The organism is Nocardia vinacea NBRC 16497 (assembly GCF_000308835.1).
Lineage (GTDB): Bacteria > Actinomycetota > Actinomycetes > Mycobacteriales > Mycobacteriaceae > Nocardia > Nocardia vinacea.
In genome coordinates this window covers 1-18,237 of sequence record NZ_BAGN01000111.1, presented here as the reverse complement: position 1 = coordinate 18,237, position 18,237 = coordinate 1, and the positions used below count along the sequence as shown (strand labels likewise).

18 protein-coding genes and 1 pseudogene are annotated in these 18,237 nt (G+C 64.2%); 8 read left to right on the top strand and 11 right to left on the bottom strand.

Annotated elements, in window-relative coordinates; genetic code table 11:
* Window positions 1-68: 68 nt before the first annotated feature.
* Window positions 69-1,277 (top strand): site-specific integrase, encoded by a 1,209-nt coding sequence (locus tag ON44_RS14960; protein ID WP_040690399.1) that lies wholly within the window; start codon window positions 69-71, stop codon window positions 1,275-1,277.
* A gap of 204 nt (window positions 1,278-1,481) precedes the next feature.
* On the opposite strand, the gene ON44_RS48275 is transcribed toward ON44_RS14960, so the two are convergent.
* Complete coding sequence (locus ON44_RS48275) at window positions 1,482-1,688, bottom strand: GNAT family N-acetyltransferase (RefSeq protein ID WP_373283163.1); 207 nt, start codon at window positions 1,686-1,688, stop codon at window positions 1,482-1,484.
* Between the two features lie 459 nt (window positions 1,689-2,147).
* Here ON44_RS48275 and ON44_RS14955 point away from each other — a divergent pair, with 459 nt between their 5' ends.
* Window positions 2,148-3,614, top strand: a complete 1,467-nt coding sequence (locus ON44_RS14955; RefSeq protein WP_218007571.1) for an alpha/beta fold hydrolase — start codon at window positions 2,148-2,150, stop codon at window positions 3,612-3,614.
* Window positions 3,615-3,820: 206 nt separating this feature from the next.
* A complete protein-coding gene (gene rox / locus ON44_RS14950; protein WP_040690371.1) occupies window positions 3,821-5,245 on the top strand; it encodes a rifampin monooxygenase in 1,425 nt (474 codons plus the stop codon).
* An 84-nt stretch (window positions 5,246-5,329) separates the two neighbouring features.
* Here the strand turns inward: rox and ON44_RS14945 are convergent, their stop codons facing one another.
* From ON44_RS14945 to ON44_RS14930, 5 genes and pseudogenes are all read right to left on the bottom strand, one after another.
* Window positions 5,330-5,917 carry a TetR/AcrR family transcriptional regulator gene (locus ON44_RS14945; RefSeq protein WP_051182041.1) on the bottom strand — a complete coding sequence of 196 codons (588 nt, stop codon included), beginning with the start codon at window positions 5,915-5,917 and terminating at the stop codon, window positions 5,330-5,332.
* A gap of 79 nt (window positions 5,918-5,996) precedes the next feature.
* Window positions 5,997-6,297: pseudogene (locus ON44_RS48270) on the bottom strand (cytochrome C oxidase subunit IV family protein).
* 4 nt (window positions 6,298-6,301) lie between these two features.
* Window positions 6,302-6,916, bottom strand: coding sequence for a cytochrome c oxidase subunit 3 (locus ON44_RS14940; protein ID WP_040690370.1), 615 nt, complete (start codon window positions 6,914-6,916; stop codon window positions 6,302-6,304).
* Window positions 6,913-7,758: a hypothetical protein gene (locus tag ON44_RS14935; RefSeq protein ID WP_040690369.1), complete on the bottom strand. Its 846-nt coding sequence runs from the start codon at window positions 7,756-7,758 to the stop codon at window positions 6,913-6,915. Before ON44_RS14935 ends, ON44_RS14940 begins: the two co-directional genes overlap by 4 nt.
* Window positions 7,755-8,510, bottom strand: coding sequence for a hypothetical protein (locus ON44_RS14930; protein WP_051182040.1), 756 nt, complete (start codon window positions 8,508-8,510; stop codon window positions 7,755-7,757). Before ON44_RS14930 ends, ON44_RS14935 begins: the two co-directional genes overlap by 4 nt.
* 296 nt (window positions 8,511-8,806) lie before the next feature.
* On the opposite strand from ON44_RS14930, the gene ON44_RS14925 reads away from it, so the two are divergent.
* A complete protein-coding gene (locus tag ON44_RS14925; RefSeq protein ID WP_157187161.1) occupies window positions 8,807-9,400 on the top strand; it encodes a ribonuclease FAU-1 family protein in 594 nt (197 codons plus the stop codon).
* A gap of 6 nt (window positions 9,401-9,406) precedes the next feature.
* On the opposite strand, the gene ON44_RS14920 is transcribed toward ON44_RS14925, so the two are convergent.
* On the bottom strand, window positions 9,407-10,798 hold the full coding sequence (locus tag ON44_RS14920) for an amidase (RefSeq protein WP_040690390.1): 1,392 nt from the start codon (window positions 10,796-10,798) through the stop codon (window positions 9,407-9,409).
* Window positions 10,799-10,919: 121 nt separating this feature from the next.
* On the opposite strand from ON44_RS14920, the gene ON44_RS14915 reads away from it, so the two are divergent.
* Both ON44_RS14915 and ON44_RS14910 read left to right on the top strand, forming a co-directional pair.
* The gene (locus tag ON44_RS14915) at window positions 10,920-11,558 is read left to right on the top strand and encodes an MspA family porin (protein WP_051182044.1); all 639 of its coding nucleotides are present in this window, start codon (window positions 10,920-10,922) and stop codon (window positions 11,556-11,558) included.
* A gap of 5 nt (window positions 11,559-11,563) precedes the next feature.
* The gene (locus tag ON44_RS14910; protein ID WP_157187160.1) at window positions 11,564-11,872 is read left to right on the top strand and encodes a hypothetical protein; all 309 of its coding nucleotides are present in this window, start codon (window positions 11,564-11,566) and stop codon (window positions 11,870-11,872) included.
* 2 nt (window positions 11,873-11,874) lie between these two features.
* On the opposite strand, the gene ON44_RS14905 is transcribed toward ON44_RS14910, so the two are convergent.
* From ON44_RS14905 to ON44_RS14890, 4 genes are all read right to left on the bottom strand, one after another.
* Window positions 11,875-12,351, bottom strand: coding sequence for a nitroreductase family deazaflavin-dependent oxidoreductase (locus ON44_RS14905; protein WP_051182038.1), 477 nt, complete (start codon window positions 12,349-12,351; stop codon window positions 11,875-11,877).
* Window positions 12,352-12,427: 76 nt separating this feature from the next.
* Window positions 12,428-14,710 (bottom strand): molybdopterin guanine dinucleotide-containing S/N-oxide reductase, encoded by a 2,283-nt coding sequence (locus ON44_RS14900; RefSeq protein WP_040690366.1) that lies wholly within the window; start codon window positions 14,708-14,710, stop codon window positions 12,428-12,430.
* A gap of 84 nt (window positions 14,711-14,794) precedes the next feature.
* A complete protein-coding gene (locus ON44_RS51305; RefSeq protein ID WP_040690364.1) occupies window positions 14,795-14,965 on the bottom strand; it encodes a hypothetical protein in 171 nt (56 codons plus the stop codon).
* Between the two features lie 159 nt (window positions 14,966-15,124).
* Window positions 15,125-15,454, bottom strand: a complete 330-nt coding sequence (locus tag ON44_RS14890; RefSeq protein WP_040690363.1) for a rhodanese-like domain-containing protein — start codon at window positions 15,452-15,454, stop codon at window positions 15,125-15,127.
* A 90-nt stretch (window positions 15,455-15,544) separates the two neighbouring features.
* On the opposite strand from ON44_RS14890, the gene ON44_RS14885 reads away from it, so the two are divergent.
* Window positions 15,545-16,018, top strand: coding sequence for a MarR family winged helix-turn-helix transcriptional regulator (locus ON44_RS14885; protein WP_051182037.1), 474 nt, complete (start codon window positions 15,545-15,547; stop codon window positions 16,016-16,018).
* 239 nt (window positions 16,019-16,257) lie between these two features.
* The coding region (locus ON44_RS14880; protein ID WP_040690360.1) for an MMPL family transporter at window positions 16,258-18,237 on the top strand (1,980 nt) is incomplete at its 3' end.

Genomic DNA, 18,237 nt, shown 5'->3' with positions numbered 1-18,237 from the left:
CACCGGCGAGCGCATAGTCTTGGTCGTCGGCGGTAGGCCGGTCCGGCCGGGTGGATGGGAGCGAGCGGGTGGGCGATGCGGTGGTCGCGGTGCCGGAGTCGGTGCGCACGGAGTTGCGGCGCGGTGTGCGCAGTGTGCTGGTCGATACCGTGGCGCTGCGGTTGGTGCGGGAACGATTCGACGATGAGCAGGCGGGGGCGTTGCGGCGCTATCTGGAGGCGTCGCAGTCGGCGAATACGTTGCGGGCGTATCGAACCGATTGGATCGCGTGGGCCGGATGGTGTGCGGCGGAGGGGCGGCAGGCGTTGCCCGCGGATCCGCTCGACGTCGCGGTATACCTGGCAGCGGCCGCGGATGCGTTGCGTCACAGTGACGATGAGTCGCAGCGGTGGGCGTTCAGTGCGGCCACGCTCGAGCGCAAGTCGGCGGCCATCGCGGCGGTGCACGCCGCCAACGGATTACCGTCGCCCACGCGGTCCGATGTCGTTCGACTGACGTTGCGCGGAATCCGCCGGACCCGCCGCACACAGCCGAAACGAAAACGCCCCGTGCTGTTGCACACCCTCGAACAACTGCTCGCAGGGCTGCCGGAGCCGGGCTGGCCTACCGAGCCCGCGCGCCGCCGCGACGCGCTGGCATTGCTCGTCGGATTCGCGGGGGCATTGCGCCGCAGCGAACTTGCCGGATTGCGGATCGCCGATGTGCGAGTCGATCTCGACCACGGCACCGGTGAACCGCTGCTGCTCGTGCAACTTCCGACCACCAAAACCGACCCCACCGGCATCGCGGAACAGCGCGTCGCACTCCCCCGCGGCCAGCGCCCGCACACCTGCCCGGTCTGCGCCTTCGCGGATTGGCTCCAGTTGCTCGAGGTGCATCACGCGCACGGGGATATCCGCGCCTGGCTCGCCGAGGCAACTTCCCCATCTCCGGATATCCACCGCTGCCACAGCTACCAGGGCACCGCACTCGCCGAAAACGACACCCTCCCACTGTTTCCCACCATTACCCGCCACGGCGGCATCGCCGCCGACGCCATGTCCGGCCGCGCCATCGCCGAACTCGTCAAACGCTACGCCGCGCGCGCCGGACTCGATCCGGACCTCTTCTCCGGACACTCACTGCGCGCCGGATTCGCCACCCAGGCCGCCCTCGGCGGCGCCAGCGACCGCGAGATCATGCGACAGGGCCGCTGGTCCAATCCCCGCACCGTACACAATTACATTCGCACCGCAAACCCGTTGGAGGACAACGCCGTGACCAAACTCGGCCTTTAGCCAGTGCACCCTGGCTAGACAGGATCTGTGACGGCGTTTGTCGGTGGATTTCGACGTTGCCTGTGCTGGGCGGATGTTCGTATCGATGATTCTGACAGCGTGATCTTGCCTGCAGTGGAAGGCTTCTCGTGCTTCTCGGGACCGTGTCACGAGTTGATCATCACTGGCCGGGCCACGACCCTTCCGCCGACCAGCCCGGTAATGTCACCGAAGACGGCGAGGAACTGGAACTGGGCGCTGAAATCCTAGGCGGACCGCGAGTCTGAGCGAGCGTCGGTTGGCCGTCTGGGGCACTATGAGGACCGGCTGGTCGGGGAGCTCGTCTGCGGCTGCGCGCAATACAGCGGTGGCGGCCTCGGTCGCCGGTCCTGCGCCCCAGGTGTCGGGCCGCATCAGGTAACCGGTCAGCACCCTTCGAATGGTTCGACGCCGAGCAGACCCTGTGCTTGGCAGACCTGCACTCGTTCAAATTGGTGGCTGTGGCATTGCTGCTGCCTTCGCGGACTGCGGTGGTGGATGGCGTGGCATGGCTGAGCATGCTGGCGCGCAGCGGACAGACCTCCCGATATGCGGCTCGCCGCAGATCAAGCGGCGCTGGAGTTCCCGAGAGTTCGACCGGCCAATGGGGACAGGGACGCGGCGCAGATGTGCGCGGAAGTTCCACTACGGGTTGGACCGCGTGCTGGACGGACTCGATGTGCGCCGAAATGCTTGACTCACCCTGAGTGGGTGGGTTACCACAACCGAACCCCCGTATCGGCTACGGTTCACGTCGCACCAACCTGCGCGATCCCTCATGTCGAGAGGCGAAGTCTGTTGTCGGTGAACCTGTTCTGGCGTTCGATGTCTGTCGTTGCGGTGTCCCTGCTGATGGCTGTGCCGTCATACAGCCAGGCGGACCCGGTGGACGATGCGTACCCGATCGGGTTGGACCGGTTCTATCACCAGCGGCTCGAGTGGAAACCTTGCGGCGTCGAGAATGTCGACAAGGCCGGTGGCGAGTGTGCGGATGTACTGGTGCCGCTCGACTATGGGAATCCCGACGATCGCACGATGACCGTGGCGATTTCGCGGGTGAAGGCCGGCGATCCGGCGCGGCGGCGCGGAATTCTGCTGTCCAATCCGGGCGGTCCCGGTGGGGAGGGGCTGGACAGTCTGGATCTGCTCGGTGATGTGCTCTCGCCGGAGGTCTTGGCGAGTTACGACCTGATCGGCATGGATCCGCGTGGGGTGGGCGAATCCGGTCCGAGTCCGCGGTGCGGGTGGCCGGTAGGCGAGATGATTCGGTCGGCGGGTCTGGATCCGCTGGGATTCGTGCACGACACCGTTCAGTCTGCGGGGATGGCCGCGACCTGCCTGATTCGTGATCCGAACAAACTGAGGCAGTTCACCACTCGCAACACCGCGCGTGACATGGACATTGTGCGAGGCGCCCTGGGTGAGGAGAAGGCCAACTTCTACGGCGTGTCCTACGGCACCTACCTCGGGGCCGTATTGACGCAGATGTTCCCCGACAGGATTGACCGCGTCGTGCTCGATAGCGCGATCGACCCGGACCGGTATTGGGAGGGCTTGGTTCAGGATTGGGGTCCAGCAGACGAGATCGCGCTGGACGACTGGGCAGGCTGGGTTTCCGGTCGGGATGACGAATTCCGGCTCGGTGCCACTCCGCAGCAGGTGCGGGCGAAGATCGAGGAGCTCGTTCGTATCGCCGCGCGCCAACCGATCGTCATCGACGGGTTTGCCATTGACGATCACTGGCTTCCGTTCATCCTGCACGGATTGCTGATGAACTTCCGGCTGAACGAAGCGATGGCCGCCACTGTGCGGGAGATCGCCGATGCCGCAGGTGGTCCGCCCACTACATCGCGAACACCCCGGCTTCGTGCCATCGTGGAGGCGCTGCGCGACAATGAGAATTCGGTACTTGCGCAGATCGCCTGCGGTGATGTCGGGGCACCGATTGATCCGACCTGGTACTGGCGCAACATCGAAGAGACCCGTGCCACGCAGCCGGTTTTCGGCGCGCTGGCGAACAACATCCAGCCGTGCGCCTTCTGGCCTCGCCCGGTCGAGCCTCCGACTGTCGTCCGGAATTCGGTGCCCGCGCTCATCGTGCAGGCGACGGGAGATCCCCGAACTCCTTATGCCCACGGCGTCCGATTGCATCAGGACATGTCCGAGTCGCGGATGGTGACGCTGCAGGATGTCCGTATCCATATGACATTCCGGCCCGAACTCAGCGGCTGCGTAAACCACGCGATCAACACATACTTCAGCGCGGGAACCATGCCGGATACCGACATCACCTGCTACGCGGATCATTCCACGTCCTAATTCGCGGTTCGCTCAACGCCCTCGAATTCGATCGGGCGAACTCCCCTCCCCTCCATATATCGCTTGCGGCAAGCCCCGGGGGTGCCGCACAATTGGCGGCCGATGCCAGGACCTGCGGAAATCCGGAATCAACGAGACGCGTGCACACGCGGCCGCGCCCTGACGCAGGCGACCGGGCGGGAGACAATTGGGCGAATGGGTGGTTCATGTTCGATGTGATCATTGCCGGATGCGGGCCGACCGGTGCGATGCTGGCCGCCGAACTGCGGCTGCACGATGTGCGGGTACTCGTTCTGGAGAAGGAAACCGAGCCCGTGTCGTTCGTCCGCATAGTCGGTCTGCATATTCGCAGTCTGGAGCTGATGGCGATGCGCGGACTGCTGGATCGCCTGCTAGAACGCGGGAGACAGCGTCCGGTCGGCGGTATCTTCGCCGCCATCCCCAAACCCGCGCCCGAGGGCCTGGATTCCGCGCACGCCTATCTGCTGGGCATCCCGCAGCCGGTCATCGATCATCTGCTCGAAGAACATGCGATCGAACTGGGTGCGCAGGTCCGGCGCGGTTGTGCGGTGGCCGGTTTCGAGCACGACGACGAGGGGGTGACCGTCGATCTGGCCGACGGGACACAGCTGCGTTCGCGTTACCTCGTCGGCTGTGACGGCGGGCGCAGTACGGTACGCAAACTGCTCGGCGTCGGCTTCCCCGGCGAGCCCGCACGGACCGAGACGCTGATGGGCGAGATGGAAGTGGGCGTGCCGCAGGAGGAGATCGCCGCCAAGGTGACCGAAATCCGGGAGACCAATAAGGTATTCAGTCTCGGGCCCTTCGGTGAAGGGGTCTATCGCGTCGTCGTCCCCACCGCGGGAGTCGGCGAGGATCGCGCGGAACCCACACTCGAGGATTTCAAACAAGGGTTGCGCGCCATCGCCGGAACCGATTTCGGCGTGCACTCCCCGCGCTGGTTGTCCCGCTTCGGCGATGCCACCCGGCTGGCCGAGCGTTATCGGGTCGGGCGGGTGCTGCTGGCCGGCGATGCGGCGCACATCCACCCGCCCGCCGGCGGTCAGGGCCTCAATCTGGGCGTTCAGGACGCGGTCAACCTCGGCTGGAAACTGGCCGCACAGATTCGTGGCTGGGCACCGGAAACATTGCTGGACACCTACCAGACCGAACGTCATCCGGTCGCCGAAGACGTACTGGACAACACTCGCGCCCAGGTGCAACTGCATTCCACCGAACCGGGCTCGCAGGCACTGCGCAGGCTGCTCACCGAACTGATGGACTTCGACGAGGTGAACCGCTATCTGATCGAGAAGATCACCGCGATCGGCATCCGCTACGACTTCGGCGAGGGTCCCGATCTGCTCGGCCGGCGGCTGCGCGATATCGACCTGAAACAAGGCCGCCTCTACGACCGACTACGTCGGGGGCGCGGCCTGGTACTCGACCGCACCGAACGTCTGGCCGTCGAGGGCTGGTCGGATCGAGTCGACCTCATCGCGGATCCTGCTGCGGCACTGGATGTTCCGGCCATCCTGCTGCGGCCCGACGGTTACGTCGCCTGGATCGGCGAGGACCAGCGGGACCTGGACGCCCACCTCGCCCGCTGGTTCGGCAAGCCGGCCAACTGATTTCACCTGAGCAACCTCGCCGCCGACCGATACCGACTGACCAAGGCCCAGCGACGACGGCGAACCAGGCGGGCACCGAGGTGTTCAGTGCGGGCCGGTGGTGTTCAGGATTCTGCGGGCGATTTTCGTGATTTCGGTGCGCAGGGTTTCGGGGTCCATATCGGCGAGGAGGGGGTGCATGACGGCGACTGCGATGGAGCCGGAGAGCATGACTGTCGGTACGCGGGTGTCGGTGGTGTTGTCGCCTGCCATCACGGTGAACAGGCGGCTGAGGAAGTCCAGGAAGGGTTTGTGTTCGGCGAGGAGCCGGACGATGACGGGGTCGAATTGGAGTGTGCCGACGAGGCCGCGGTCGCGGATGGCGAGGTCGATGACGCGGTCGAGGAGTATGTCTCGGGCGCGGTCGCTGTCGGGTTCGGCTTCGGCGGCGTCCAGGGCTGGTTCGAGGCCGGCGAGTTCTCGCTCGGTGACGGCGATGACGAGGTCTTCTTTGACTTTGAACTGGTGGTAGACGGCGGCCTTGGTGACCCCGAGCGCGTCGGCGATCATCTGGAACGAGGTGCCGCTGACGCCGTGTTGGGCGAACAGTTCCAGGGCGGCATCGAGAGTCCGATGCTGCGCCTCGGATCGCTTCCGTTGCGAACTGCTCGCGGGTGGGACGCCGGTGGACACCCTGTCGAGGGTAGACGGGTGATCAGTGGTATCCGTCATCACCTATCCGCGTGACGGGCGGCTGGTGGCGCGGCCTGGTTCATGTGCCGACGAGCCAGATGCCGACGAGGTAGGTCCCGAGCAGGCTCACCGACATGATCACGATCCACAGATCGGTGAGGCGGCACAAGATGGCGGGTAGCGTGTCCGACCTCCATGAATTCCCGGAAGATGATGCGCACCTTGACGATGGCGATGGCAATCGCGGCGACGGTGGCCACCCTACTGGCGGTGACGGTTCCGTCGTTGTCGGCGGAATGGTCGATAAGCAGATAGGTCAACGTCAAGCCCGACAGCAGCAGCCATACCGCGAACAGTCTGCTGTTGAATACTGATTGCACCCGGTCACCTCACGACATAGAGCAGGGAAAAGATCAGGACCCACAGGAAATCGACGGTGTGCCAGTAGGTGGCTCCGGTCTCGATGAGCTGCTGTGACCGTCGTGCGGGGCTTCGGATTTCGTGGATCACCACGCCCATCACGACGATGCCGATCAGGACATGGGCGCCGTGGATTCCGGTGAGGAAGAAGTAGTGGCTGAAGAAGTCACTGGTGGTGAATCCGTTGCCCAACCGCAGTTCCCGGTGCCATTCGACGATCTTCGAAGCCAGGAATACCAATCCGAACGACAGCGTGAGCACGGCGTCGACGAGGGCCGGGCGGTAGCGTCCGGCCCGGGCAGATCGGACGCAGCGGGCCACCGACCAGGAGCTGGTCAGGATCACGATGGTGTCGAAGATCCCGAAACCCAGCTCGAGCTGCGCTTGTTCGTGCAGGTAGTTGTCCTGGTCGCGGATTCGCGCGATCAGGTAGACGACGAAATAGGTGGTGAATATCAGGGTTTCGAACAGGACGAAGGCCCACATATCCGGCTGACCGGGAAGGTGGCGCGCCGGTTTGTCCGTGGTGTGCTGGTCCGGGGATTGTTCGGTAGTGCTGGTACCGGCAAGGTTGGTCATGCGGAGGTCCTCACCGGATCGGTCGGTGCGGGGTGTTGTTCGGCCACCGAGTCGGGTAGCGGGCCGGTGCCGAAATCTTCGCGTTTGATCAACTGCTCGAGCAAGGTGATGAAGACGACGGTGTAGACACCGAAGACGACAACGTTGATCCAGAACGCGATCGCGCCGTTCCAGGCGAATACACCACGTTTGAAGATCCATGCGGGCGCGACGACGATTTCGGTGAGGGCGTTGCAGAGGTTGAGGTAGGCGAACCATTTCGGGAATACGCGATTCGTGTCCAGAAGTATCGCGATCATCCAGATCAGGGTTCCAATCAGGAACACGCCCATTGTTCCGGTGAACGATAGGAACCCGAGGTCGTAGAGCCAGTATTGCAGTTCGGGGTCGCGGTCGGGGCGCATGGCGCCCACGGTCAGCACAATGCACATCAGCACCATGCCGGGGATCGCGGCCAGCGCGTAGAGCACCAGGTAGGAGTAGGCGAATGCGCGACTGACCGACATGCGGCGCATCGAATAGGCGATGAGCGCGTTCTGCTGTGCGGTCATGCCGGTGACGAGCAGAATGAGGCCGAAGCCGATCAGGATGCCCCAGTGGTGGTCGTGGAACCAGCGCACGACCCGGTCGGCGTCCCATCCCGGATGCGGTGGCGGTTGGGTGCGCGAGAGGATGAAGTAGGCGACGGTGTAGAGCTGGTAGAAGATCACCGTCACCCACCACGCGAACCAGAGTTCACGTTTGGGGTTGTGGCGGCAGTGCCACCCGAACCGCGCCAACGGCGAATTCGGAAGTGGCGGCACAGTAATCGGGGTTTCAGTCGGTATGGCCGGTGCGCTCATGCCGTCACCCCCTCGGAGACACGCTGATCGGTGACCGGGCCATCGGCGCCTGTCTCTTGGGCGCGCCGGTGGTAGACCTGCCGGCCGATGACCACGCCCATCACCACGATCCAGACCGCGATGGCGATGTTCTTGACCCAGAACGGGAAAAGCCCGTTCCAGGCCATCGCACCGGTGAGCGCCAGCCCGGTAAACGTCGCGGGCGCGAGCGCTATCGCGATGACGACATTGAAATGAGCTACCCAGGTCGAAAAGACCGGGCGGGGTTGATGATCGGTGTAGATCGCCAGCGCCAGCAGCAGGCTCTGCATGATCAGATACGGCACCTGCACCGTGAATGTCACCCACGCGAGATCGTTGAACAATTGGGTCAGCTCCGCGGGCCGGTCCGGTCGGAACGCTGCCAGCAGCCAGAACAGATCGGCGCACAGGAATATCGCGGGCCCACCGGCAGTGCACGCCAGCATGCAATAGGAGTAGATCGGTGTCCGGTGCGCCATTTTCCGCATCTGGATCACCAGCAGCATCACCACGGGTATGAGGCAGATGCCGAACCAGTTGAACATGATCATGCTGTACCGGACGCGCGTGAGATTACCTGGGTCACGATAGAAATCGGCGACCTGCTGCGCCGACATCGTCGGTGACATCGGATGCACGAAACCCGGGAACAGAAAGAACGCCGAAATCCACAGCACCGCCGTCACCGGCAATGACCAGAACAGAATCAACTCACCATCGGTGCGCCGCATCGGTTCACTTCCTCTCGTGAATCGCGGGCATTCCGAAAATGGGCAGGCCGAAACCGGCACATGATCAATGGATCGGAAGCATGCGATAAATACGCTCCCGGCTTTGCGAGATCGGCGGGAACATGGGTTAAGCGTCGTTAACGGATCTCTCCTCGAAAAATGAGGCTAGACGATCGTCTAGCCTCAGTCAATGGGTGATCGCCCTCCGGCATGACCGCAGCGAGGGTCACTCGGCGCACCGAATCACCCAGGCCCACACGAAGCGTGCGGGCGGCTCGGCGAACTAGGCTGGCACGGTGACGTCTTTCGCAGTGGGTCGAACGATTGTGGTGCGGGACATGATCTTCGAGCGGCCATTCACCGAGTGGCCGCAGCGGGTGGTGGCGGATCAGGGCGATGAGCTACGGGTGTTGTTGACGCCGGGAACCGAGGGGGCAGGGCCGGAGTTGTGGATCAGGTCCATGTGGGAAGGCGATCGGGAGGCGCGCGGGCGGTTGCTGGAGGCGTATGCGCGGCGGGAGTGGGAGATGGGACCGTGGGTGTGGCAGCACACCACACGGCTGGCGATCATGTATGCGGATCGCTATTTCGCGATTGCCCCGATGTGGAACGAGCAAGGCGAATTCCTGTGGTGGTACGTCAATTTCCAGTTGCCGTTCACGCGGACCGCCGACGGCGTCGACACCAGTGACCTGCACCTGGATCTCATTGTCGAACCGGATCTGAGCTATCACTGGAAGGACGAGGACGAATACGCACTCGCCATTCGGCTGGGGCTGGTGCCCGAGCAGTGGCAGCGCGCGATCGACGGCGCGCGCGAACAAGCCCTGGATATGGTCGCGCGCCGGGCCGGGCCCTTCGGCGAGGATTGGCGCGCGATTCCCGAGTAGCCGAAATCAGTCCTGGATGCGCCGCCAGGGCCGTTCGGATTCGAGGGCGAAGGCGATTTCGAGCAGGGAGCGTTCGTCGCCGTGGGCCGCGGAGAATTGCATGCCGATCGGAAGGCCTTCGCTGGAGGCGCCCATGGGCAGTGAGATTGCGGGTGTGCCTGCGACATTGTTCAACGGGGTGAAGGCGACCCAGGAGATCAGGCGCGCGAAAAGTTCACCGAAGGGGACGGTCGGGTTCAGGTGGCCGAGTTGCGGAGTGGTGTGGACCAGGACCGGCGAGAGGATCAGTTCGTGGTCGCGGAACATGCCCGCGTAGGCGCGACGCACTTGTGAAAGGCGGTAGAGGATGGCTGGTGTTCGTGCCATGGACTTGCGATACAGCGCTCCGAGTCCGTGCGTGAACGCATCCAGATCACCCGGCTGGAACCGCGGATCGATCGCGAATTTCCCGCCCGCCTCGATCAGGAACGCCAAAAGTCCCCAGTAGGTGGTGAAGTCGTCGACGAAACGTTGCGAGACCGGTAGCGCGATCGGAAGTACCTCATGCCCCATCTTCTCCAGCAGCGCGACGGTGTCGTCGAGTGCGGCCCGGGTCTGCGGGCAGGTTTCGGTACCGGTGATGGAATCGGCGATCACCCCGATCCGCAGCCGTCGCCGCGCCGGACCCTCGACCAGACCGACCGGCGGCAACTTCGGATTGCGCCAATGACGTTCGGCCGCAGCAAAATACGTCGCGGTATCGCGCACCGATCGGGTGAGCACACCTTCGGAAACCAGATTGATCGGCATCGACCGCGCCTGCGGACCGTCGATATGCCGCCCTCGGCTCGGCTTCAACCCGACCAGGCCGCAACACGCGGCCGGAATCCGAATCGACCCGCCACCGTCATTGCCGTGCGCGATCGGCACCACCCCCGCGGCCACCAGTGCGGCCGCACCACCCGATGACGCACCCGGTGAATAGTCCGTATGCCAGGGATTGCGCGTCGGTTCGGCCGCGGCGAATTCGGTGCTCGCGTTCAAACCGAACTCCGGTAGCCGACTCTTGCCCAGCACCGACATCCCGGTGCTCAGAAACTGTTTCGCATACGGCCCATCCTCGGCGGCGGGCCGCCCGACGAACGCCGCGGTGCCGTGATTGGTCGGCAGACCGCGCACATCGGTGTTGTCCTTGACATACGTCGGCACACCGAACAGCGGCGCATCCGGATCACCTGCCGACAGTGCGGATTCCGCCGAGACCACAAGGGCACGCAATGTCGGATCGACCTGCGCGGCCCTCGCTCGCGCCGCCTCGGCGACCTCGGCCGCGCCGATTTCGCCTCGACGCACCAGTTTCGCAATCGTCACCGCATCGTGGTCGGCAAGCACATCGTCGCTGAAGGCATGGAATCGCATATTCGGATTCTGCGCGCTGCGATACCGACCACGCACCGTTTTGGACAAGCGACCTGTCGACGGAGGTCCCGCACAGCGTCGGATATCGTTCGACTGCAACGTAAGCGAGGAGATCGACAATATGAATAGCTCGACCGGCGTCCCGCTATGCCTACTGGCCGCGGGTGTGCTGAGTTTCGTTCCAGCACAATCGGCTTCGGCGGATGCGCTACCGGATCAGTCCCGCACGGTCACCACCGAGGACGGATGGCAGCTCACGGTCACGAAAACCGCCGAAAACCTCGATCGGGTTCCCAATCTCGCCGAGACCGCTTTCACTCGAGAGGGCTTCGTCAGTGTGCGCGCGGCCGCCGATATCACCGGCGCGGGCAGTGTATCGGTCAACTCGGGCACGCTCACGCTGGGTTACCAAATCGGTTGCCAGATAGATGTTTCCAATGGCATCTCGCTCGGGCTCGCGGCGTCGGTCGGACCGAACGTCAATGTGATGGTCGCGCCGGCTCCTGGGCTGAGCGTCGGCATCGGGGCCGCGGCACTGCCCAGCGTATCCACCACCTTCAAACCGGGCACGATCACCACCATCCCGTTCGGCACCAAAGCCCTTGCCGGACCTCATGGTTCGATCACCACCGACCAGGTACAGATCAAAATCGACGCCTGCATGGGGCCGGTCAGCCTGCGCTCGTATGTGATCGCGACCATTTCCACCGATACCGCCGACAATTCGGTCGCGGTGTACGGCGATCCGATCTGGTTGTGATCGCCATGTCCCTCGCATCCCGCCGAGCCGTCGTGGTCGCGGCCGGAGTCCTCATGATTGCCACGAGCGCGCTGTCGACCGTCACCCATGCGGCCCCGATCGTGCCCGCCACCTGCGGCGAATCCGATGCCCCCGACTGCCACGAACCGACCCCGGACAAGACTCGGGTCGTCGTTCCCGCACCGGCCGCACCGCCACTGCTCACACCGGCCCTACCGCCGCCACCCGCCAAGCCGGGTTCACCCGCCGCCGCATTGACCCCACCAGTGCCGGTGCCGCATCCGGGCGCGCCGATCGTGCCTGCCGCGGAGTGAATTCAGCTGCGGCGCAATTCGAAAATGCGGAAGGTCCGCCCGCCGGACAGCTCACATTCCATTTCGTAGCCCGGCCAGAACTCGACCGCCAGATCCCAGGCCCGTTTGCGGTCCATACCGGTGAACTCGCTGACGGTCACCTCGAACCGCTCACCTTTCCGCCGGACAATGGCGGTGTCCGCCGCCCGCAGATTTGCCGACCACACCGGATGCTTGGGGCTGCCCCAGTTGGAGCCCACCAGCAGCAAGTCGTCACCGCGCGGCACATACAGCAGCGATGTGGTGCGCGGGATCCCGGTTTTGCGGCCCGCGACGGTGAGCTCGATCGACGGCAAACCCGCCAGATCGAGCACACCGCGCCGACCACCGCTGACCCGCCGCACAAACCGTTCCAGCCGCATCACGATCGGCGCCGTGCGCATGACCCAGCGTTTCTGTGCGATTCGGCGAGCTACCGCAGGCAACGGATTCGACACCATAATTCGAAATCCTGACAGAAATCCGATATCGGACCACAGCCGGGACCACCCGTTGAGACCAGCCTCACCCGCGCCATCACAAAACGCGCTCGATCGTGGCCGGTGGCCGAACAACGGCCACATCCGGCAGCTCACCGTCGTACGGCTCGATCTCGACCAGCGCCAATTGTCCGGCGCAGCTCTGACTCAGGGTCGATGCGGGACGGTCCGCGGTGAGCACATTCGGGTTGCCGTGCCGACAGAAGGTGGGGTCGGCCGGATCCGGGTCGTACCAGGCGCCCGTCGACAGCTGCGCCACCTGCGGCCGGACCGCGTCGTCGACGACCAGCCCGGCCAGGCAGCTTCCGCGATCGTTGAAGATTCGCACGATATCCCCGTCTCGCAGACCTCGTGCCGCGGCATCGTCGGGATGTAACCGCACCGGTTCCCGCCCACCGATTTTCACCGACTGACTGTGCGCGCCGACATCGAGCTGACTGTGCAGTTTGGTGCGCGGCTGATTCGCGACGAGCTGCAGCGGGAATCGTGTCGCGGCGCCCAGCCATTCCACCGGTTCCAACCAGACCGGGTGACCCGGGGTATCGGCATAGCCGAACCCGCCGATCGTTTCGGAAAAGATCTCGATCTTGCCGCTGGGTGTGGTGAGCGGGAAGCGCTGCGGATCCGCGCGGAAATCTGCGAACAGCACCTGCTCCGGATCGGGGACCGCGACCGTGACCGACTCGCTGTCCCAGAACTCGTCGAACTCCGGCACCGTCGGATCGTCGAGCCCAGCGCGCCATTGCTCGTACAGATGCCGCAACCATTCCTCGACGGTGCGCCCCTCGGTGAATTCCTTACCGACACCGATGTGTTCGGCCAGTTCCGCGAAGATCGCGTAATCGTCACGGGACCGCCCGTGCGGCCGGGTGAGCGCCTTCATGGGAAAGAACTCGCGATCGTTCTGCCCCGAGCCGAAATCGTCGCGTTCGATGCTCATGGTCGCCGGGAGGACTACATCGGCGTGGCGCGCGGTGGCGGTCCAGAACGCATCGTGCACGATCACCGTCTGCGGCCGGGTGAACGCCGTATGCAGACGGGCCAGATCCTGGTGGTGATGAAAGGGATTCCCGCCGCACCAGTACACCAACTTGATATCCGGGTACACCAGTCGCATACCGTTGAAATCGAAGGGCTCCCCCGGATTCAGCAGCATATCGGCGATTCTGGCAACCGGAATGAACGTCGAAACACCATTGCCGCCCTGTGGAAACCTCGGCACCGACTGCCCGCGCGCTGGTTCACCGACATGAGCGCAAGACCCGTAACCGTGCCCGAATCCCCCACCCGGCAGACCGATCTGGCCCAGCATCGCCGCAAGCACGACCCCGAGCCACAGCGGTTGCACACCGTGCTCGGCACGCTGCAACGACCAGCTCACATTGATCATCGTGCGCGCGGCAGTCATCTCCCGCGCCAACGAACGGATCCGCCCGGCCGACAACCCGGTGATCCGTTCCGCCCACGCGGGATCCTTGACCACGCCATCGGTTTCGCCACGCACATAATCGATGAACCGTTCGTACCCGACCGTGTACCGATCCAGAAAATCCTTGTCCGCCAACCCCTCCGCATCCAACACTTGGGCCAGCGCCAGCATCAGCGCCGCATCGCTACCTGGCCGCAGTGCGATCCACTCGGCCGCGGCCTCCGCCGGAATGTCATCGCGCAGTGGGCTGATCGATACAAATCGGCAGCCGCGCGCCCGCGCCGCAGCGATCCAGGCCCCGGTGTTGTGCCGCGATACACCACCCGGCGAGACCGCGGAGTTCTTCGGCGACAGCCCACCGAAGGCCACCACCAACTCCGTGTGTTCGACAAGCACGCTCTTCGCGGTCGCGTGCCCCTCGAACAGCCCCATCGAGCCGATCACATGCGGCAACAACACCTGCGAGGTCCCCAGACTGTAGCTGTGCACACTCCGGACATAACCGCCGAGACAGTTCAGAAACCGATGCACCTGACTCTGCGCGTGATGAAACCGCCCCGCACTCGACCACCCGTACGACCCGCCATACACGGCTTCCGCGCCGTACTCGCCGTAAACCCGATTCAACTCACCGGATACCAACTCCACCACGGTCTCCCACGACACCGGAACAAACGGCTCATCGCCGCGCCCAGCCGCACCCGGCCCGTGCTCCAACCACCCCTGCCGCACATAAGGCTGATCGATCCGCGTCGGATGATGTTGTGCCGAGGCCACATTCTCGATCAATGCCGTCGGTTCCGGATCCCCGCGCCATGGACGCACTGCGGTCAACCGCTGCCCATCGCTGTCGGCTTCGAACACTCCCCAGTGCGTCAGATGCGCGGCCATCACCCCACGGTAGCCCGGCCCACCGACAGATTCACTTCTTTATGAACGCCGCGCTGGTCCGCGGCTTTTGCCCGCCCGGCAATCTCAGATGCAGATGCTGAAGCTGAAGAAGGGACCCAGCGGGACGTTGAAGCAGAAAACGACCGAACCTAGCGTAGGTGTAACCGGTTCCGCCGATGCCGTGGGAGCGGCAAGAGCGCCAACAGAGACGGTGATGGCGATCGCGGCGATCGCCGAGGCAATTCTGGTGGTCATTACAACGTTCCTGACTGATCGACGATGAAAATGCCCCCGACCAGAAATCGTTACCTCTACGATCATCCGCTGATCCCCTAGCGGGCACAAGACCGCGCATCGACTCGTCGATTGATGCGCGGTCGGGCGGTGCGCCGCCCGACCGCGATCCGGCCGGACTCAGGATTCGGATTCGATCGGCAGGCCTGCTTCGGTCCAGTCCTGGATGCCGGCGCGATAGGCACGCACGTTCGTATATCCGAGGGCGCGCAGTTTGACCGCGACTACCTCGCTGTTCTGGCAGGCGTTGTTCGAGCAGTAGGTCACGATGGGCGCGTGCTGGTCCGGAAGCAACCGCGCAGCGCGGGATTCCACATCAGCTTCGACCAGGGTGAGCGCACCCGGCAGATGCGCTTTCTCGTAGTAGCCCGCACCAAGGGTGTCCAGGACCGTCACCGTACCGGCCTCGATCGCGGCGGCCAGTTCGTCACGGGCGATGACTGTGCTCATAGATTTCCTTCCCAACGATGCACACAATTTTATGTGCGTGCGCACGCTATTATATGCGTGCGGGTGCACGCAAGTGGTTAGAATCGGCCCGTGACGCACACGGAGCAGCACCGCCAGTCGGCCGCCAGCGCATGGTCGGCACTGCTACGGGTGCACGCGAACCTCGTCCCGCGCCTGGATGCCGAACTGCGCAGGGACTTCGGACTCCCACTCGCGTGGTACGACGTGCTGCTCGAACTCGACGGTGTCGAACCACTGCGCATGACCGATCTCGGCGAACGCGTCGTACTCAGCCGCACTCGGGTCAGCAGGCTCGTCACCGAGATGACCGCCGCGGGTCTGGTCGCACGCGAATCCAATCCCGACGACGGCAGATCCGCGTTCGTCGCCATCACCGATGCGGGCCGGAAGCGTCTGCACGCGGCCGCGCCCGGCTACCTCGCGGGTATCGAACGATGCTTCGCCGACAAGCTGGATCGGGACGAATTGCATACGCTCGCCGCGACTCTCGGCAAGATCCTCGGCCCAACCGATCTCGCCATCACGCCGCCGCGGACTTCATAACCCGCACGTCTGCATCGACTGCCAGTCGGCATGATTCGAACACTTTGGCAGTCAATGCAATCCGTGTCACATCCGCGCGCGTGGTGGCATCATTTCTGAAACACTAGCCCTTCACACTGGCCTGTACCTTTGATTACAGGCACATCGAGCGTGCACCCCCGGAAAGGATGCAGCCCCTTGGCGATCGGCGCGGCAAAGCAAGCAGCACACCAATTTTCCCGCTGGCAAGGAGCGCGCTGATGTTCACGCGCTGGGGAGATCTCGTCTACCGGCTGCGCTTCGCCGTCCTCGCGGTCGTAGTGGGCGCACTCCTTGCACTCGGTGCATACGGCCTCGGGCTCGAGGACCACCTCAGCTCCGGCGGTATGGACGATCCCACATCGGAATCCGCACAGGCCGCACGCCTCGCCGACGCCGCCTTCGGCCGCAATCACGACTTCGACGTCGTCGTGCTCTACACCGCACCCGACGGCAAGACCGTCGACGATCCGGAATTCAGCCAACCGATCATCGACAATCTCAACAGCCTCCCGCACAAGTATCCGAACGAGATCACCGGCGTCAACGCGTCCTACTGGCGCGTCGACGGCGCGAAGATCAGCGGCGCGAAGGCGGCCACCGAAGACAAGAAGCGCGCCGTCGCCGCGATCGCCATCGCGGGCGACAACGACACCGACTCCGTGCGCAACTTCCGGAAAGTCAAGGACGCCTTCGCTATACCCGGCATAGCCGTGCAGGTCAGTGGCCTGCAAGCGGTGGCGGGCACACTCAACGACACGATGGCCGACGATGTGCACCGCATGGAAGTCCTGGCCATCCCCGCCGTCGCGGTACTGCTGTTCTTCATCTTCGGCGGCCTCATCGCGGCCGCACTGCCGCTGCTCGTCGGCGGACTCACCGTGATCGGCGCATCCGGCATCATCATGTTCCTGACCCGCCTCACCGAGGTCAATTCCTTTGTCTCCTCGGTCCTCTCGATGATCGGCCTCGGCCTGGCCATCGACTACGGCCTGTTCATCGTGAGCCGATTCCGCGAGGAACTCGCCGCGGGCTACGACACTCGCGCCGCGGTGCGCCGCACCGTCGTCACCGCCGGACGCACCGTCGTGTTCTCGGCGACCATGATTATCGCGAGCCTCGGCAGCATGCTGTTGTTCCCCCAGGGCTTCCTCAAATCGATGGCCTACGGCGCCATCGCGACCGTCCTGCTGGCCGCGTTCACCGCCATCACCATCCTGCCCGCCAGCCTGGCCGTCCTCGGTCCGCGCGTGGATATGTTGGGGTTCAACCGGTTCCGAAGAACCAAGACCGCCGAACAAATCGAGGGCGGTTTCTGGGGCAAGACCACACGCTGGGTGATGCAGCGACCGCTCACCGTCGCGATCCCACTGGTCATCCTCCTCTTCCTGCTGATCATCCCGGTCAAGAACCTCATCTTCGGCGGCTTCAGCGAACGATATCTGCCACCGGACAACCCGACACGCGTCGCACAGGAACAGATCGACACCTTCTTCCCACAGCGCCGATCCGATCCCATCGAACTCGTCTTCGTCGCCGACAACAGCACGCCGGTCGGCGAGGCCTGGCGCACGGCCGGACACGCCCCCGGCTTGGCCAGTCAGTTCGAGATGCCGTCCAAATCCTTGACCCAGGGCAACGTTTACCGCTCCAAGGCAACACTGGTGAACCCCAACGAAGGCGGGGAAACCATCGAATACCTGCGCAAGATGGAACTCCCCGACGGCGTCGGCATGTACGTCGGCGGCATTCCGGCCATGCAGAAGGACAGCATCGACGCACTGCTCTACCGGATCCCGGTCATGATCGCGCTGGTCCTGCTCGTGACCACGATGCTGATGTTCCTGACCTTCGGCTCATTGGTGCTGCCGATCAAGGCCGCACTGATGAGCGCGCTCGGCCTCGGCTCCACCCTCGGCATCCTGACCTGGATCTTCGTCGACGGCCACGCCGCAGGACTATTGAACTTCACCCCGCAGCCCATCCAGTCGAATGTGCTCGTGCTGATCATCGCGATCATCTACGGCCTGTCCACCGATTACGAAGTCTTCCTGCTCTCCCGCATGGTCGAGGCCAGGGCCAAAGGCGCGAGCACCAGCGACGCGGTGCACACCGGCACCGCGCACACCGGCCGCATCATCACCGCCGCAGCGCTGATCCTGCTCGTGGTGACCGGTGCGTTCGCCTTCTCCGATCTGGTG

Excerpts from the sequence above, each read along its gene's own strand:
- ON44_RS14920 (WP_040690390.1), bottom strand. The coding sequence starts at position 10,798 with ATGCGATTCCATGCCTTCAGCGACGATGTGCTTGCCGACCACGATGCG.
- ON44_RS14890 (WP_040690363.1), bottom strand. The coding sequence starts at position 15,454 with ATGAGCACAGTCATCGCCCGTGACGAACTGGCCGCCGCGATCGAGGCC.
- ON44_RS14910 (WP_157187160.1), top strand. The coding sequence starts at position 11,564 with ATGTCCCTCGCATCCCGCCGAGCCGTCGTGGTCGCGGCCGGAGTCCTC.
- ON44_RS14955 (WP_218007571.1), top strand. The coding sequence starts at position 2,148 with ATGGCTGTGCCGTCATACAGCCAGGCGGACCCGGTGGACGATGCGTAC.
- ON44_RS14900 (WP_040690366.1), bottom strand. The coding sequence starts at position 14,710 with ATGGCCGCGCATCTGACGCACTGGGGAGTGTTCGAAGCCGACAGCGAT.
- ON44_RS14915 (WP_051182044.1), top strand. The coding sequence starts at position 10,920 with ATGAATAGCTCGACCGGCGTCCCGCTATGCCTACTGGCCGCGGGTGTG.
- rox (WP_040690371.1), top strand. The coding sequence starts at position 3,821 with ATGTTCGATGTGATCATTGCCGGATGCGGGCCGACCGGTGCGATGCTG.
- ON44_RS51305 (WP_040690364.1), bottom strand. The coding sequence starts at position 14,965 with ATGACCACCAGAATTGCCTCGGCGATCGCCGCGATCGCCATCACCGTC.
- ON44_RS14905 (WP_051182038.1), bottom strand. The coding sequence starts at position 12,351 with ATGGTGTCGAATCCGTTGCCTGCGGTAGCTCGCCGAATCGCACAGAAA.
- ON44_RS14930 (WP_051182040.1), bottom strand. The coding sequence starts at position 8,510 with ATGCGGCGCACCGATGGTGAGTTGATTCTGTTCTGGTCATTGCCGGTG.
- ON44_RS14940 (WP_040690370.1), bottom strand. The coding sequence starts at position 6,916 with ATGACCAACCTTGCCGGTACCAGCACTACCGAACAATCCCCGGACCAG.
- ON44_RS14935 (WP_040690369.1), bottom strand. The coding sequence starts at position 7,758 with ATGAGCGCACCGGCCATACCGACTGAAACCCCGATTACTGTGCCGCCA.